Below are 15,970 nucleotides of genomic sequence, written 5' to 3'. Positions count from 1 at the left end.
CAACCACAACGTTTGACTGTATGGTTTTGCATCATTTATAATCATATATTATAGAAATAGATTGAGGTGATATGATGGGGCATTGTATCGCATTGGCGAACTAGCAAGTTTAGCAAATGTATCAAAAAGAACGATCGATTATTATACAAGTATTGGACTCTTGAAAGCTCAACGCTCAAAATCCAATTATCGAATTTACACAGAACAAGCTTTAGAGGATTTAAGATTTATTGAAGAATGCAAAGGTCTTCATATTCCACTTGAAGAGATTAAGAGAAAACTAGAGATTAAAAAAATAAAAGAAGTGCAAGAAGGGGAACTAAAAAAACATATTCTTTCTGTCACCCAACAAATGAAACAGCTTCAGATCGATTTAAACGTTCTCATACCATTGATCGAAAATCTTGAAGCTGGCCAAGCAGAGAATTACTCCAAGTTACTCAATACAGAAGGAGAAGTGTTATTAAAGTCCCTTTCCGAATTAACAGGCTAGACTATATTTTTGAATTTATTGGGAGGTGACTCCTTACTCGTTTGTGACGAGATAAGGAAATTTATTTGGACATATTTAACTTGGTTTTATTAGCCATTTTGATTGCTTTAACGGCATTTTTTGTCGCTTCAGAATTTGCGATCATTAGGATAAGGAGCTCAAGAGTAGAACAGTTAATTGACGAAGGGAGCAAAAGTGCAGTCGCTGCCAAAAAAGTCATCACTCATCTTGATGAATACTTATCGGCTTGTCAGCTTGGGATTACCGTTACAGCTTTAGGAATTGGTTGGTTAGGAGAACCTACCATTGCTAAAATGCTCACTCCACTATTTTTGGAGTTCAATATTCCTTCAACTCTATCCCACGCTGTTTCTATCGCGATAGCTTTCTTGTTTATTACGTTTCTCCATGTAGTGGTTGGTGAGCTTGCTCCAAAAACCGTAGCGATCCGTAAAGCCGAAAAAGTCACGTTAGTTGTGGCGAGACCACTTATTTGGTTTTACCGCTTGTTCTATCCATTTATTTGGACTTTAAACGGTGCAGCTCGAATCATTGTCGGTTGGTTTGGATTAAAACCTGCTAAGGAGAGCGAAGAGGCGCATTCTGAGGAAGAACTAAGACTAATTCTGTCTCAAAGTTATAAAAGTGGTGAGATTAACCAATCTGAGTTTAAGTATGTAAATAAAATTTTTGAATTTGACGATCGTATTGCCAAAGAAATTATGGTTCCCCGAACCGAAATTGTATCATTATCAAAAGATGATACGATAAAAACGTTCTTGGAAGTCATGTATATAGAAAAGTTTACGCGCTACCCTATCATTGATGGCGATAAAGACCATATTATTGGATTAGTGAACTTAAAAGAAATCATGACTGATTTATTAAATCACCCTGAAATAGCTTCACAAACATTGGAATCTTATATTCGCCCGATCATCCGCGTGATTGATACGGTTCCTATCGGAGATTTATTAATTAAAATGCAAAAAGAGCGGATCCACATGGCCATTCTAATGGACGAATATGGGGGAACATCAGGTCTTGTTACGGTAGAAGATATCATCGAAGAAATTGTCGGAGAAATTCGCGACGAATTCGATATGGATGAAGTATCTGAAGTGCGTAAGATTACTGATGACCATTACATCCTTGATTCCAAAGTTCTCGTAAGTGAAGTGAATGAATTGTTTAACCTTAATATTAATGATGAAGATGTCGATACCATTGGGGGCTGGATCTTAACAGAAAATTATGAAGCCCAAGAAGGTGACACGATTGAGATTGAGTCCTATTCCTTTAAAATCATAGAAATGGAAGACCATCACATCAAATATATTGAAGTCACACGAAAAATAGAAGAACAGGGGAATATCGAACAATTTCCCTTAACCAATTCCTCCATCGTCTCATAGATTCATAGAGTTAAGGCTGAGGATTTGTTGATGGGGAAAAGCCATTTTTAGCATAGCTAGAAATGGCTTTTTCTTTTCTTATAAAAAAGCCCTGTCAAAAAGCCGTAGTAACCGACTTTTTGACAGGGCCATCTAACTCTTATTTAAAAACCATTGCTGCTTTTACTGCCTTTTTCCATCCATCATATAGCTCTGCGCGATTTTCCTCTTCCATCGTTGGTTCAAACTTTCGATCTACTGCCCATTGCTTGGCAATTTCTTCTTGACTTTCCCAATAACCAACAGCTAGCCCTGCCAAATAAGCTGCTCCAAGAGCAGTAGTTTCATTGACAATAGGTCTCTCAACTGAAACATTCAACAAGTCACTTTGGAAATCCATTAAGAAATTATTTTTTACCGCTCCGCCATCAACACGAAACTTTTTCAAGACAATTCCTGAGTCTGCTTCCATTGCTGACAATACATCCTTCGTTTGATAAGCGAGCGATTCTAATGTCGCTCTTACAAAATGCTCTTTCGACGTTCCACGAGTTAAACCGAATACCGCTCCTCGAACATCGCTGTCCCAGTAAGGAGTTCCTAAGCCCACAAATGCCGGTACCACGTATACACCGTCCGTTGAGGCAACCTTTGTTGCGTACTCCTCACTATCCTTAGCATTCTTTAACATTCTCAAACCATCACGCAGCCATTGAATCGCTGAACCAGCAACAAAAATACTTCCTTCCAAAGCGTATTCAACTTTTCCATTTAGTCCCCAAGCAATCGTTGTTAAAAGGCCATGTTCAGATTTAACCGCCTTTTCTCCTGTATTCATTAGCATGAAGCAGCCTGTTCCATAAGTATTCTTTGCCATTCCTGTTTCAAAACATGCCTGACCAAATAAAGCAGCTTGCTGATCTCCTGCCGCTCCGGCGATCGGCACCTCTTTTCCAAAGAAATGATAATCAATGGTATAACCGTAAACTTCAGAGGATGGGCGCACTTCCGGAAGCATTGCTTTCGGAACATCAAGGATTTCTAATAACTCCTCATCCCACTTTAACTCATGAATATTATACATGAGCGTTCTCGATGCATTCGAATAATCAGTAACATGTGCTCTGCCACCTGATAACTTCCAAATTAACCATGTATCAATCGTACCAAATAAAAGTTCTCCGCGCTCTGCCCGCTCACGTGCACCTTCTACATGATCTAGAATCCATTTTACCTTCGTTCCGGAAAAATAAGCGTCAATTAGCAACCCAGTTTTATTACGGAATAAATCAACATACCCTTTTTCTTTTAAGTCTTCACAAATGTCGCTCGTTTGTCTTGATTGCCAAACAATTGCATTATAAATTGGTATTCCTGTTTCTTTATCCCATACAACCGTTGTTTCACGTTGATTCGTGATTCCGATCCCTGCGATCTGTTCCGGCTTAACATTGGACTCGGAAAGAGCTCCAGCAATTACCGATAAAATAGAACTCCAAATTTCCTTCGCATCATGCTCTACCCAACCTGGACTCGGAAAATGCTGTGTAAACTCCTTTTGTGCAGTATAATGGATTTCTCCCTTTTTATTAAACAATATTGCCCGAGAGCTTGTAGTTCCTTGATCTAAAGATAAGATAAATTTTTCCATTGTCAATTCCCCCATTTGATTTAAGCTACTTGATTCGTTTCATTAACAACATTAGATTGTTTTTTGCTTGCAAAATAAGCAATGATTAGAATAACTGCGGTAATCGCTAGTACAATCCATAAAGCAGAAGTGATTTTTCCTAAGAAAACCGCTTGATAAAACACGGCTCCTATGCTACCACCTAAAAGTGGACCAACTACTGGAATCCATGAGTATTTCCAGTTTGAATCACCTTTCCCAGGTATCGGGAGGATTGCGTGAGCAATTCTTGGACCAAGATCACGGGCAGGATTAATTGCATAACCTGTTGATCCGCCTAAAGACATTCCGATTACAACGATGAGTAAGCCGACAACTAGTGGATTTAATCCTTCAGTAAAATTATTTGCTCCTATAAATAATAACCCAAGCACAAGCATAAAAGTACCAATAATCTCACTTAACAAATTTGAAAAAGTATGCGGAATTGCTGGTGAAGTTGCAAATACCCCTAATTTTGTACCTTGGTCCTTTGTTTCTTTCCAATGCGGCAAGTAGTGTAAAAATACTAGAGTTGCCCCTAATATTGCTCCAATAAATTGAGCAATGATATAACTAGGGACATCCGCCCATGGAAAATCTCCGGTTATAGCTAAACTAACCGTCACAGCAGGGTTTAAATGGGCCCCACTAACAGAACCAACAGCAAACACACCCATTGTTACAGCAAGTCCCCATGCTAGTGTTGTTACTATCCATCCTGCATTTTTTGAATAGGACTTTTCTAAAGAAGAACCAGCCCCAATTCCGGCACCAAATGCAATTAAAATCATGGTACCAACAATCTCTCCAACAAATTGTGTCATCTTTTCCTCTCCTCATCTATCAAATTGTAATCGGTTTACTTCGACGAAGAAAAAAAGGAGCCACACCAGTACATCCTATCATAAAATAGGGGCTGTGTGAGTCTCCTTATCTCCGTCACAATTGCATTAACTTGTAACTAAAGTATAAAGAATGTCTGAAAGCGTTGTCAACAATTCCTATTAGTAATTTAACGCTATAATGTGACAATTTTTCAACAAGGAAGATAAACAACTTGTTTATCTGTTTTATTTAAATCATTGCTTTTTTCATTCTTTTTGAGATTTAAAAAAAGAGGCAAACCCTCGAATAAATAAGAGGATTTGACCCTTTTCCAAACTCTTTACACTGTTATTTTGAAGAAGCAATTGCGCTTTCTTCGAGATTCTTTGCATAGGATTGCGCGAGAACTTGCATTGGATGTTTGACATTTTTTGTCGTAAGTTGTTCTAATTGATTTCTGCACATGCCGCATTCTGTTACTGTATAATCAGCATCTGCATCAGCAATTGCTTCAGACATTGACTTTCCTATTTTCATAGAAATATCGTATTTCTCTTCTTTAAATCCAAAAGTGCCGCATTGGCCACAGCAGCCGGCTGCTACATCTTGAATTTCATAGCCAGGAATAAGTCCAAGAATATCCATAGCTGGATTGCCAATCCCCTGACCCTTCATATGACAAGGAGCATAATAACCCGCCCTGTCACTCATTGGTGCAAGGTTTGAATTAAATTCACCGGCTTCTTTAAGCATGCGCAAATACTCGTCAGCATCATAGACATGCTTTGCTAGCTCTTGTGCATCTGCCGATTGTAAATAATTCACATACTCCTTTTTAAAAGCAAAGGTGCAGCTCGTGCAAGTTAAAACAATATCATAACCTTGCCTTGTGTACTCTAATAAACTTTCAATATTATAATTGGCATTCTTAAGTCCTTGCTCCATCTTACCGTTTGCAAACATTGGTACACCGCAACATTTCTGTTTTGGTACCGCCACTTCAATTCCGTTATGTTTCATGACTTCAACAAATGAATCTGCCACTTCAGGAGCATTATAGGTTGCATAGCAACCAACAAAGTAAGCTACCTTTCTCTTTGTCTCTGAAGTTGTTTTTTTATATTTACGTTTAAAATTGTTAAAACGATACTGTGGAAACTTTCGTTCAGCAGGAATGCCCAGCACCATTTGCATCACTTGACGAACAGGCTTCATTGTCATCGCCACATTGGTAATGGGGGCAAAAGCTGATGCAGCCACACCAACTAATTCAGCATTGCTTAAAACATGATCGCGAAGCTTTGTTCCTTCAATATCTGCATGAATCGCCTTCGCATATGCCGTTAGAGTAGAAACATGGACATTCTCCGGACAGGATATATCGCAATTCCCACAAAGGGTGCATAATTCAATTCGCTTGTCATCAATGACTTGTTGATTATCAGTTAGTCTTTTTAATTCTGGTCCCAAATGCTTTGGTCCCCCAAACTCAAGGGAAACACTTGAAACAGGACAAGTTGCCGTACAAGCATGGCACTTGAGGCAGGCATCAAATGAACGGTCTAGCAAATTATAATTATGCATGTTGGAGCCCTCCTAACTTCATACGCTGTTTACGTGCTGTATACGTTTCATAGCATGATAAAATGGAATAGACACCGCCAGTTATTCCATATTGTGTCACGTTCATTCCGTTACTGGCCCCAACTAACCATACATTTTCTGGACAGTTCGTGTAGCGGCCATGTTGATCAAGGTCAATTCCCAATACTTTGTCTTTATAGCCCGTAGCTGTTTTCTCTATTCCACCACCTAATATCCCACCGGTTGCAATCACATAACTCTCTGATTTTATTTCTAAATTCGCTTTTGTGATCACTGATTGAACTTTACTATCCTTGACTTTTGCACCGATGATGGTCGTGTTTTCATAAAATCTTACCCCAAGCTTTATGGCTTCTTTTTTTAATTTATCATGCAAGCGAATTGCTGTCGCATTGGGCGGCATTCCCGGTGCTTCCGTTATCGCAGCCTGCAATTGGATCGTTGCTTGTTCCAATACTTTCCGCCAATTATTAAACCCTAATGCGGCCGGAAAAATAAATAGCTCCGCCTTTGCTATTTTTTTATCCGCCATTTTTATCTTGATTTGATCAAGAACATGCTGGCACACTTTTTCCTGATCCAATAAATATGCTGCATCAAGTTGTGACATTGTTCTTGAAGAACCTTTTCCAAGTGATACTGTCATCGTATCTACATGTAAACTTGGCCGGCTTTTTTGTAAATTCCCTTTCACATACTTTGGAAGAAAATCCACTACCTCTTCAAAACCAACGATAACCACATGACCCTGCTCAGGAATCGGTTTAATCGTATCTGGATAGAATGCCGTTTCCTTAAGATGACCCGATCCGGTAATTATTGTTATAGGTGTCTCTATACCTCCTTGATAGGGGTAACCAATTCGTTCTGTTAACTGAAAGTACTTTTTCGCAGCCTCACTTATCGTTAAACGTGAGTGTGTATCCAACTTATATTTCGTCATTAAATCTGCAAATTTACCATCTTCCCCTGGAAGTATATCGAATACGCCTGCTGACTGAAAAATCTTGCCCAAACCGGTAGACACTAAAGCAACTTTTTTTCCTTCTTCTCGACTCCAAATGGCCGTTAATAGGCCAGTTAACCCCTGTCCTACAATAATTTCATCATACATGTTGATCTGCCCCCTCCTTTAGACGTAATGAAACGTTGTAAATCGTCTCCATTAACAGTGCTTGTTTGGCCGTCTCACCTGTCGCGACAACGGTCATTCCCTTTTTACGTTCATTGAGTGCATCGTTTAATGCCCAGGCTGCTTGTTCCGAAGTGGCTGCATTTTTTTCCACCGCTACCGCTGCCGCCCGGTAACTGCAAAATGTTCCTTGACAAGGTCCCATTCCTAAACGTGTTCTTCTGCGAATATCTCCTAAATTAAAGGGACTATCAGCGGTCAACGTCGATTCAATTTCAGCCCATGTCACTTGTTCACATTCACAAATAACAGTCCGATCAATTGGACGTTGTTTTAATGATCGCTCAATCTTTGCTGCTTTTGTTCCTGCCCAATGAAATAATTTATGCTTCGCAGCGGGAGCCATATCAACCTCTTTAAAAAAACTTTGTGCATCTCGGTGAGGAACGATCTCCTCATCTGTCGTACAACGAGCAGCAATATTCATTTTTTCACAAACAATATCGACTGTTTTTTCCGCCATATAGCGGAAGGTTGTCAGCTTTCCACCAGTAATGGTAATAAAACCATCGACACCATCCCTTTGTTTATGATCTATCAAAGCGATTCCTCTCGTAACTGAGCGGCCACTTGTATCAGCAACTGTTGTTTCTTGATAAAGGGGTCTGCTACCACTAAACGCTCGAATAAGACGCATGTTCAACAAATCTGGAACCAACGCTACCCCTTCCTCTAGCATCATTTCCAATTCTTGACGCTCTAAGCTAAAATCGTTCGGATCATTGACATTAACACCTGTTGTTCCAAAGATCGTTACATTATGGGCCGGAACAAAAATATCTGCATCACCAGGCATCCTTAAACGATTGATTACTTGCCTGTTAAAGCGATGATTAAGAACAGCAAGCATCCCTTTATTGTTGATTAAATGCAAGGATATTCCTGCCATTTCGGCCATGTTAGCCCCCCATGGTCCCGCAGCATTAATCACAATCTCCCCACGAACTTCGATTTCTTCACCAGTATAACGATTGCGGACGACTACTCCAGTCACTCCGTTTGTTTCACGCATTATTTCAATCACTTCATGATAAGTTAATGCCCTAGCTCCTCTTGCCACTGCATCTGCTACAACATCAACAACTAGCGTAAAACAATCCACTGAACCATCTGGAACTGAATAAACAGCTTGTATCTTTTTACTTAAATACGGTTCATCCTGAAACGCTTGTTCAAGAGGGATATTCTTGACGGGAATGCCAACCTTTTCACAGGCAGATACCCATTTTTGCACATATTCATCATCATCTTCTGGTACTTTCACAAATAAGCCGCCCGTTTGCTCGATCGAACCAGGAACTGTCTTTTTTAGGATGATATTCTCCCGATAACTTTCAATCGCCGCTTCTTCATCTCTAACTGCATATCTGCCACCTGAATGGAGGAGCCCGTGATTTCTTGAGGAAGTTCCATGACCAAGATCACGCTGTTCGACCAGGATTGCTTTAATTCCACGGACTGCCAGGTCCCGAAGTACGCCCGCTCCTGTTACACCGCCGCCAATTACAATCACTTGTGTTTCTATCTTTTTTCTCATGCCATTTCCTCCCTATTGATTTAATAAGGCCAGCGTAATATGTTCCCGATTAAAAAAGAAACCGCAAAAAACCTGATGGGTAGACAGACTTCACCCAGACAGTTTTTTGCGGCTTCTCCAATTCTCCAGCCAACTATTATATTTTCACTATAAGAATACTATAAGATTTAGCAATGATACGATTGATTTCATGGCAATATTGTGAAAGGGAACACTAACGAGAATTAGATTTTCCCTTTTTGACAAAAACAAAATAGTTCTCATATTTTTTACATATTTTGGTTACCATATACTTCGTGGTTCATTTATCTTTAAATAAAGGAGAGAATGTTTAATGAAAAAAATAACAATAATAACAGCACTTCTTATTGTTGCTTTAACATGTAGCCTATCATCTACTCTTGTTCATGCATCCCCTGATAAGTTCGACCATAAACATGGACATCATCATAAGTTAATTGAGCATGAAAAGGCGGAACAATTAAAGAAACAGGGATATTCAAAACAAGATATCTTCATGGCAGCCATATTAAGTAAAAAAACGGACAAGAACATCGATGAAGTTCTTGACTCATACAATAAAACGAAATCTTGGGAAAAAACAGCTCAACAGCTCGGAATTGATATGGAAGAATTTAAACGTATTGACGCTATGCGGAAGTGGGAAACCTTCGTTAAAAATAATGAAAAAGAGGTGCAGAAATACTTAGCGGAATACGCCAATAAAACAGACGAGGAAATCGATAAATATATCAAAGATGGATTTCATTTGCGTTTTTTAATTGGAGCAGCAGCCCTCGCTAAGCTTAGTGAAAAACCACTAGAAGAAATCATTGCTTACAAGAAAGAAAAAAAATCATTTCATGATGTGATGGAAACACTTGATATAAGCAAAGAAGAACTTCAGCAAGAACTCCAGCAATTTAAAAAAGATGTAAAAAAAACGCTTAAACAAGAGAGTCGTGATTCATAGTACCTTATTTATTGCCAACAGTATGTTTAATAGTCTCCCTATTGCTTCTGCATCAAAGCAATCTTTTTGCAAAAGCTGTACAGAACAGGGGACAGCTAAAAGCGTTCCTTATTAATAAAAAAGAGGCAAGTCGAAAGGTGGTAACCAGCTGCTCTTTCAACTTAGCCTCTCCATTTTATATGAAAGATCTTTCATTTTTTCCGAAAGATCTATTATTGGTACATCAACTTGCTTGAATATTGTTCGACAAGGTTATTTTTTCCTTGATTAGCTTCCCTTCTCTGTAAATCTCCAGTTTTACCTCATCGCCAATTTTCGCCTCTGTATACAAATATTTTCTTAATTCACTGGCAGTTTCCACTTTCTGTTCATTAATTGAAACTATGATATCCTGTGCCTTAATACCAGCTTCAGCAGCTGCCGAATTGGGGTCCACGTATGTCACCATTACACCCCCGGTCACATCATCAGGGAGATTTTGGTAATAAGCTGGAGGAATTTCATTTAAGCTGGCAAGACTAACTCCCATATACGGGCGGCTAATTTTTCCTGATTCAATGATTTCATTTACAATTGGAACGACATCATTGCTTGGAATCGCAAATCCCAATCCCTCAACTCCACTTTCAGATATTTTTAAACTATTTATGCCAATTACTTGTCCTTGTGAATTAATAAGAGCTCCCCCGCTATTGCCTGGGTTAATAGCTGCATCTGTTTGGATAACATTTAACTCCCATTCTCCAGCAGAAGTTGAAACGGCGATATTTCGATCTACAGCACTAACAATTCCCTGTGTGACTGTTCTTGAAAATTCCAATCCAAGAGGATTACCGATCGCTAGCACTTGGTCGCCTGCTCTTAAAGTAGAAGAATCTCCAAATGAAAGTACATTATCTGCGTACTTTGCATCAATTTTCAAGACAGCTAAATCGGTGAGTGCATCCGCACCAATTAATTGAGCTGTCACTTTCTCACCATTATGAAGCGAAACTTCGATTTCTGATGCCCCTTCAATTACATGGTTGTTCGTCACAATGTAGGCAACATCATCTGTTTTCTTAAAAATCACACCCGAACCAGAACCGCTTTCCACCACCTCTGATGTTCTCGAAAAAGGATTGTTCTGCTGTTGTCTGTTTATAATTCCTACAATCGCAGATGCCGTTTGGTCAACAATATCTGCAACTGAAGCCGATGAATTGTTTGTAGATGTCGGCATGATATTTACTTCATTTCCTTGTGTCGCAGCACCTGCAACATTTTCACTTCCTTCTGCAACTGGCTGATAGTAATCATGAAAAAAGTCAGTTTGCGGTATAACTGTCATCGTTAAAACTGAACCAACTGCTCCCGCAGCTACCATACTGAGAAAACCTTTTAGTTTTGACTTCGGTTTTTTATCTTTAGGAGCAGCCGATTGCTCCACTACTTGGATCTCATTCTTGTTCAAATCATCCATCTTCAATTCCTCCTACCTCTCAAGCTCTTTAAGCAAATTTTATCCCGTAATTATGAACAAATAGTGACGAAACTTTTAAGAAGAACTGAATAAATCGAGAAAAATCTAGTCCTTTTTCTCTTTTGATACATAATCCTTCTAAATGTGTCGGATAAACTTCTGATTTGCTTTGAGTCCACTAATGCCAATAGAGGAATGCAAAAAGCACTCGTCGCGATATCGCACCGAATGCTCAAAACGATTTACTCCATATTAATAATTTTATATTGCTTATTTGAATCGATTGCATAATGTACCATCGCTAATTAAAAAACGAACAATATAACGTTTTATAATCATTTATGTCCGCATTTACTCCTTAAAATAATGTAAAAGTCAAAAGGACATTCGTTTTTTAACTTGAAGTAGGCAATTATGAAGTGGACTCATCTGTAAGGAATTTTTATAACAAATTTTGTACCTTTTCCTTTTTCACTAAATACTTCAACGGAGCCATGATGAAGATGGATTAGCTGCTTTACAATTGAGAGCCCTAAACCAAATTCTCCGTATGGATTATTGGTTCGAGAAATTTCTGCTTTATAAAATCGATGCCAGATTTTTTCAATTTCCATCGTATCGATACCGATTCCCGTATCTTCTATTTCGATCACAGTATGATTATTTTCCATTCTTCCTTTTAAGCAAATATGGCCATTTTCGGTAAATTGTATGCTATTTTTCGTAATGTTAATTAGAATTTGAATGAGCCGATCATAATCAGCAAGAATTCGAACATCTTCCTCTACTTTAATCTCAATCTGATTATTTTTCTCGGCAGCTTGTAACGTAAGCTGCTCCTGAATAATTTCAAAAACCTCTCGTAACTGTACGTCTTCTTTTTTTAACTTAATTTGATTGGACCTAATTTTATCGTAGTCAAGATTTTCGTTAACTAAACGAATCAATCTCTTTGTTTCCTGACTAACTAAATTGATCCCTTTTTCTTTTTCTTCTTCCGCAATCATGCCATTTTTCAAACCTTCAATTACACCGCTTATCGTTGTTAATGGCGTCCTTAATTCATGGGAAACATCTGACATAAAGTTCCTTCTGCGGTTTTCTAAGCTTTCAATTTCCTCAGCGGCGGTGTTCAGCTTCTTCACCATATGGTTAAAATCCTGCGCAAGCTCTCCAATTTCATCAAAATTTGATGGGGGGAGATTGACAGAGTAATCCCCTTTAGATACCATCGAAGTTGCTTCCTGAATCCGTTTTATCCGATTTACGTGAACCTTCGAAAGGAGCCAACTTGGTAAAATCGCAAGCGCAAATGCCAAGAGAGCGGTGAAGAATAGGTATTGATTAATTTGACTAATCATCTCTCTTGAGCCACTTATAGGAGCCGTTAACAGGATTACCCCAATTAAAGTGTCATTCATGATATATGGTAGTGCCACTAAGGTAACTTCTTGATTGGAATGTTTAATTCTATTTCTTACAACATGAGGTTTCCCTTCAGCGATCTGATCGAGAACTTCATCTACAAGTCGTAAATTCCCACTAGGATATAGAAGGCTTCCTTCTTGATCAAAAATACTGAAGCTTATATTTCTCCCTTTCAAAACCAAACTATACTCATTCACAATATTTGAGACAGAGCGTGATCCTCTCGTAATATCATTAAGAATATTTTCTCCATAAGAAACGAGCTCATCAACCGTATTTTGGTACACTAATCGTTCAACATAGTGGGCAAAAACAATACTCATGATGAGGAAGGCAACTAAAAGAACGCCCATATGACTAATGAGCTGTTGATATAAATACTTAATTTTCACTGGTTTGGATCGTTTCATCAAATTTATACCCTACTCCCCAAACAGTATGGAAAAATGGTTGGTGATCTGTACCTAGTTTTTTCCTTAGTCTCTTAATATGGACATCAACAGTTCGCTCGTCCCCATAAAATTGATAACCCCAAACACGATCAAGGAGCTGTTCTCTTGTGAAAACTTGCTTTGGATGTTGAACAAAGTAGTATAGGAGGTCAAATTCTTTCGGTGTTAAATTTGTAATTGCCTCACCATCCAAATAAACTTCTCTTTTTTCCTTACTGATTTGAAAATGTTTCGTCACTAATAAGCCTTTCTCTATCTTCTCCATTGGACCCGAATGAACTCTGCGCGTAATTGCACGAATTCTAGCCATTAATGCCAAAGGACTAAATGGCTTTGTTACATAATCATCCGCTCCCATCTCTAATCCAAGAACTTGGTCAGATTCACTATCTTTTGCAGTCAACATAATAATAGGGATCGAATCTCCCTCTCCTCTTATTTTTCTACAGATTGAAACACCGTCCATTCCCGGAAGCATCCAATCAATAATTAAAAGATCCCACTCCCCTTCCTTATATCGTTCAAACCCTTTTAGTCCGTCATGGACATATTCGCCTTTTATACCCTCTTTCGAAAAAAACATATCAATCATGGAACAAACACTTTCATTATCCTCTATTACTAAAACATTCATCTTTTCCACTCCCGTAAAAACTGAATCTACTGCAAATTCCTTTCAAACTTAACATAAGACTATTTAATTATTTTAGCAACTTTTTGCAAATATTTTCTGCTATTTTATCTTTATTTCTATACAAACACCCATAGTTTTCACTAACAATACGAAGCATATAGTACATATTTTTTTAAACGAGTTAAAGGTATCGAACATATTTTTTAAGAAATAAAATTTATTATAAATGCACGAACATACTCTGCATTATATAACATAAACAAGTTTTAAAAGAGTAAAAAACGTGAATATAACAATATCGATTTGATAAATAGAAAGGAGAACTGTTTATGGTAAAAACAGACATCGATCAACTGCTTGAGGAAACCGAGGATCTCGCTATGGATGTTAGCCACCTTATTTTAGAGAATATTGAAATTGACCGATTATTGGATAGCACCCAAGATTGATCCAAAAAAGAAGGCTACTCATGGAGTAACCTCTAGTTTTTGACTATCATGAACAATGGATATTACCTTGAATCATCTGATAAGATTAATTGGAAAGATTCCTTTATAGTATGAACTGTAATCGTAAATAGATCTCCTTTTACTCTGCCATTTTAAAGATTGTATTAAAGACGCATATTCAACCCAATCTCCTCATTGGACATAATGATTAAATAATTCCAGTATGTAAATTTAAAAACTCACAAACAGATGCTTGAGCGAGCTCATCCATTTTTTAAAATTTTTCCTCAGAGTTAGCTGACAGTATTATGAAGAAAAACATTCTCATCTGCAAAAATTCCAGTAAACAATGGCGCTTCCCTAAAAATTTCCTGAAGGACAAGCATTCTATAAATATTCACTCTTTATTTTACTTTTTTTACAAAAGTTTAGCCTTATGCATAAAAAACCGCTCGAATTCAAACTGCTCTTGTTTCATAATAAGAGCAGCCTTTCGAACGGATTTCTTTTGAAAATGGAAGTTCACCCCTACATCATTGGTCAGCTCATTGATTTTCGATATTGATACTGTTGCCATTGAAAACGAATATAACATCCAATACAAAAACCAAGAATTGCAATAAACGCTGCTAATGCAACCATAGTTGTAAAGGTCCAGGCAATAATTGTCCATCCAAATATATACCCTGTATAACCAAGCCCCAAGCAGAAGACAGAAATTACTTGATTAAACTGCTGTTGGTCAAAATCTTCAGGTATATATGCAGAAGGCGCTTTTCTTAAAAATTTCCTTCCTGCGGCGATAATCGGATTAACTTTAAAAATAAGCCCAATAAGACCACAAATAAACGGGAACAACAAAATAATTTCTTGCTGAGTAATCCAGGTTAAGAGAACACTGAAAACGATAACCCATTGATTTAACCTCACCAACGGTCTTGGAATTGATTTAGGTTTTTTATTCATATAAAACCCACCTATCACATAAGAATTGTGTGTTATTGTGAGTATACTTGATCTAGATTTATTTGTGAAGTAAAAGAAGGTGCCAAATAAGAAAAAGGATATTCTAGCACTAACCTAGAACATCCTTTTTAGGAAGCGGGTGATGGGAATCGAACCCACGACAACAGCTTGGAAGGCTGTGGTTTTACCATTAAACTACACCCGCATTTTTATTGTAATCTTTATTAATTAGTTTTTGTCTTACCTTTGAAATATAAATGGGGCGATCGATGGGAATCGAACCCACGAGTGTCGGAGCCACAATCCGATGCGTTAACCACTTCGCCACGACCGCCATGATTCTATTATTAAAGTATGCCTTTGCCCGTTTTGCTCTATACTAGCGCTATTACGAAAACTATTAATGAATGCTATTTTACTTCACTGCGTTTCGTACAAAGTAGAATCTCTAATTTTCACTACAGTGAAAATGTCTGGTGGAGGGGGACGGATTCGAACCGCCGAACCCGAAGGAGCGGATTTACAGTCCGCCGCGTTTAGCCACTTCGCTACCCCTCCAACTAAAAAATGGCTCAGGACGGAATCGAACCGCCGACACAAGGATTTTCAGTCCTTTGCTCTACCGACTGAGCTACTGAGCCATAATAATATTCTGTTCCTACAGCAAATCTTTCCGTTGTCCTTCGTCCTCATCTCAGAAAGCTTATTCAAGTCGTTGCTCGATGAGTACGCTGCTGCCTTTTCTTGTAGCTTATTCACCGTGCTCTACCGACTGAGCTACTGAGCCATAATAATATTCTGTTCCTACAGCAAATCTTTCCGTTGTCCTTCGTCCTCATCTCAGAAAGCTTATTCAAGTCGTTGCTCGATGAGTACGCTGCTGCCTTT

General features: G+C 38.3%; 12 protein-coding genes and 4 tRNA genes. 3 read left to right on the top strand and 13 right to left on the bottom strand.

Features of this window, described 5'->3' with window-relative positions; genetic code table 11:
* Nucleotides 1-82 precede the first annotated feature (82 nt).
* Both PZE06_RS13870 and PZE06_RS13865 read left to right on the top strand, forming a co-directional pair.
* Nucleotides 83-493, top strand: a complete 411-nt coding sequence (locus PZE06_RS13870; protein ID WP_150916252.1) for a MerR family transcriptional regulator — start codon at nt 83-85, stop codon at nt 491-493.
* A 65-nt stretch (nt 494-558) separates the two neighbouring features.
* On the top strand, nt 559-1,908 hold the full coding sequence (locus PZE06_RS13865; RefSeq protein ID WP_150916254.1) for a hemolysin family protein: 1,350 nt from the start codon (nt 559-561) through the stop codon (nt 1,906-1,908).
* A gap of 139 nt (nt 1,909-2,047) precedes the next feature.
* On the opposite strand, the gene glpK is transcribed toward PZE06_RS13865, so the two are convergent.
* The 5 genes from glpK to glpA all read right to left on the bottom strand — a co-directional run bounded on the left by glpK (nt 2,048) and on the right by glpA (nt 8,718).
* Nucleotides 2,048-3,538: a glycerol kinase GlpK gene (gene glpK, locus PZE06_RS13860; RefSeq protein WP_150916256.1), complete on the bottom strand. Its 1,491-nt coding sequence runs from the start codon at nt 3,536-3,538 to the stop codon at nt 2,048-2,050.
* Nucleotides 3,539-3,558: 20 nt separating this feature from the next.
* The gene (locus tag PZE06_RS13855; RefSeq protein ID WP_150916258.1) at nt 3,559-4,383 is read right to left on the bottom strand and encodes an MIP/aquaporin family protein; all 825 of its coding nucleotides are present in this window, start codon (nt 4,381-4,383) and stop codon (nt 3,559-3,561) included.
* A gap of 349 nt (nt 4,384-4,732) precedes the next feature.
* On the bottom strand, nt 4,733-5,968 hold the full coding sequence (locus tag PZE06_RS13850) for an anaerobic glycerol-3-phosphate dehydrogenase subunit C (RefSeq protein ID WP_150916260.1): 1,236 nt from the start codon (nt 5,966-5,968) through the stop codon (nt 4,733-4,735).
* Entirely contained in the window at nt 5,961-7,103 is a 1,143-nt protein-coding gene (locus PZE06_RS13845; protein WP_150916262.1) for an FAD-binding protein, read from the bottom strand. Before PZE06_RS13845 ends, PZE06_RS13850 begins: the two co-directional genes overlap by 8 nt.
* Nucleotides 7,096-8,718 carry an anaerobic glycerol-3-phosphate dehydrogenase subunit GlpA gene (glpA, locus tag PZE06_RS13840; protein WP_150916264.1) on the bottom strand — a complete coding sequence of 541 codons (1,623 nt, stop codon included), beginning with the start codon at nt 8,716-8,718 and terminating at the stop codon, nt 7,096-7,098. The genes PZE06_RS13845 and glpA overlap by 8 nt, the downstream gene beginning before the upstream one ends.
* A gap of 334 nt (nt 8,719-9,052) precedes the next feature.
* Between glpA and PZE06_RS13835 the strand changes: the two genes are divergently transcribed.
* Nucleotides 9,053-9,691, top strand: coding sequence for a hypothetical protein (locus PZE06_RS13835; RefSeq protein WP_150916267.1), 639 nt, complete (start codon nt 9,053-9,055; stop codon nt 9,689-9,691).
* A gap of 223 nt (nt 9,692-9,914) precedes the next feature.
* On the opposite strand, the gene PZE06_RS13830 is transcribed toward PZE06_RS13835, so the two are convergent.
* The 8 genes from PZE06_RS13830 to PZE06_RS13795 form a co-directional block, all read right to left on the bottom strand.
* Nucleotides 9,915-11,153, bottom strand: a complete 1,239-nt coding sequence (locus PZE06_RS13830; protein ID WP_150916269.1) for a S1C family serine protease — start codon at nt 11,151-11,153, stop codon at nt 9,915-9,917.
* A 425-nt stretch (nt 11,154-11,578) separates the two neighbouring features.
* Nucleotides 11,579-12,973: a HAMP domain-containing sensor histidine kinase gene (locus tag PZE06_RS13825; protein ID WP_150916281.1), complete on the bottom strand. Its 1,395-nt coding sequence runs from the start codon at nt 12,971-12,973 to the stop codon at nt 11,579-11,581.
* Nucleotides 12,963-13,667 (bottom strand): response regulator transcription factor, encoded by a 705-nt coding sequence (locus PZE06_RS13820; RefSeq protein ID WP_095314852.1) that lies wholly within the window; start codon nt 13,665-13,667, stop codon nt 12,963-12,965. The genes PZE06_RS13825 and PZE06_RS13820 overlap by 11 nt, the downstream gene beginning before the upstream one ends.
* A gap of 989 nt (nt 13,668-14,656) precedes the next feature.
* Complete coding sequence (locus tag PZE06_RS13815) at nt 14,657-15,082, bottom strand: DUF4395 domain-containing protein (RefSeq protein ID WP_150916271.1); 426 nt, start codon at nt 15,080-15,082, stop codon at nt 14,657-14,659.
* Between the two features lie 134 nt (nt 15,083-15,216).
* Nucleotides 15,217-15,287: transfer RNA gene (locus PZE06_RS13810), tRNA-Gly, on the bottom strand.
* A gap of 53 nt (nt 15,288-15,340) precedes the next feature.
* Nucleotides 15,341-15,416 (bottom strand) — tRNA-His (locus PZE06_RS13805).
* A gap of 140 nt (nt 15,417-15,556) precedes the next feature.
* Nucleotides 15,557-15,640: transfer RNA gene (locus tag PZE06_RS13800), tRNA-Tyr, on the bottom strand.
* Nucleotides 15,641-15,650: 10 nt separating this feature from the next.
* A tRNA-Phe gene (locus tag PZE06_RS13795) sits at nt 15,651-15,723 on the bottom strand.
* Between the last annotated feature and the right edge of the window lie 247 nt (nt 15,724-15,970).

The sequence above is a fragment of the Robertmurraya sp. DFI.2.37 genome (assembly GCF_029211245.1).
Taxonomy (GTDB): Bacteria; Bacillota; Bacilli; order Bacillales; family Cytobacillaceae; genus Robertmurraya; species Robertmurraya methanolica_A.
Note: the sequence above shows the minus strand (reverse complement) of the source record. Positions and strands in the feature narration are given on the sequence as shown.

What these genes read in the sequence shown, in the direction of transcription:
- glpK (WP_150916256.1), bottom strand. Translation starts at nt 3,538, where the DNA reads ATGGAAAAATTTATCTTATCTTTAGATCAAGGAACTACAAGCTCTCGG.
- PZE06_RS13855 (WP_150916258.1), bottom strand. Translation starts at nt 4,383, where the DNA reads ATGACACAATTTGTTGGAGAGATTGTTGGTACCATGATTTTAATTGCA.
- PZE06_RS13850 (WP_150916260.1), bottom strand. Translation starts at nt 5,968, where the DNA reads ATGCATAATTATAATTTGCTAGACCGTTCATTTGATGCCTGCCTCAAG.
- PZE06_RS13845 (WP_150916262.1), bottom strand. Translation starts at nt 7,103, where the DNA reads ATGTATGATGAAATTATTGTAGGACAGGGGTTAACTGGCCTATTAACG.
- glpA (WP_150916264.1), bottom strand. Translation starts at nt 8,718, where the DNA reads ATGAGAAAAAAGATAGAAACACAAGTGATTGTAATTGGCGGCGGTGTA.
- PZE06_RS13835 (WP_150916267.1), top strand. Translation starts at nt 9,053, where the DNA reads ATGAAAAAAATAACAATAATAACAGCACTTCTTATTGTTGCTTTAACA.
- PZE06_RS13830 (WP_150916269.1), bottom strand. Translation starts at nt 11,153, where the DNA reads ATGGATGATTTGAACAAGAATGAGATCCAAGTAGTGGAGCAATCGGCT.
- PZE06_RS13820 (WP_095314852.1), bottom strand. Translation starts at nt 13,667, where the DNA reads ATGAATGTTTTAGTAATAGAGGATAATGAAAGTGTTTGTTCCATGATT.
- PZE06_RS13815 (WP_150916271.1), bottom strand. Translation starts at nt 15,082, where the DNA reads ATGAATAAAAAACCTAAATCAATTCCAAGACCGTTGGTGAGGTTAAAT.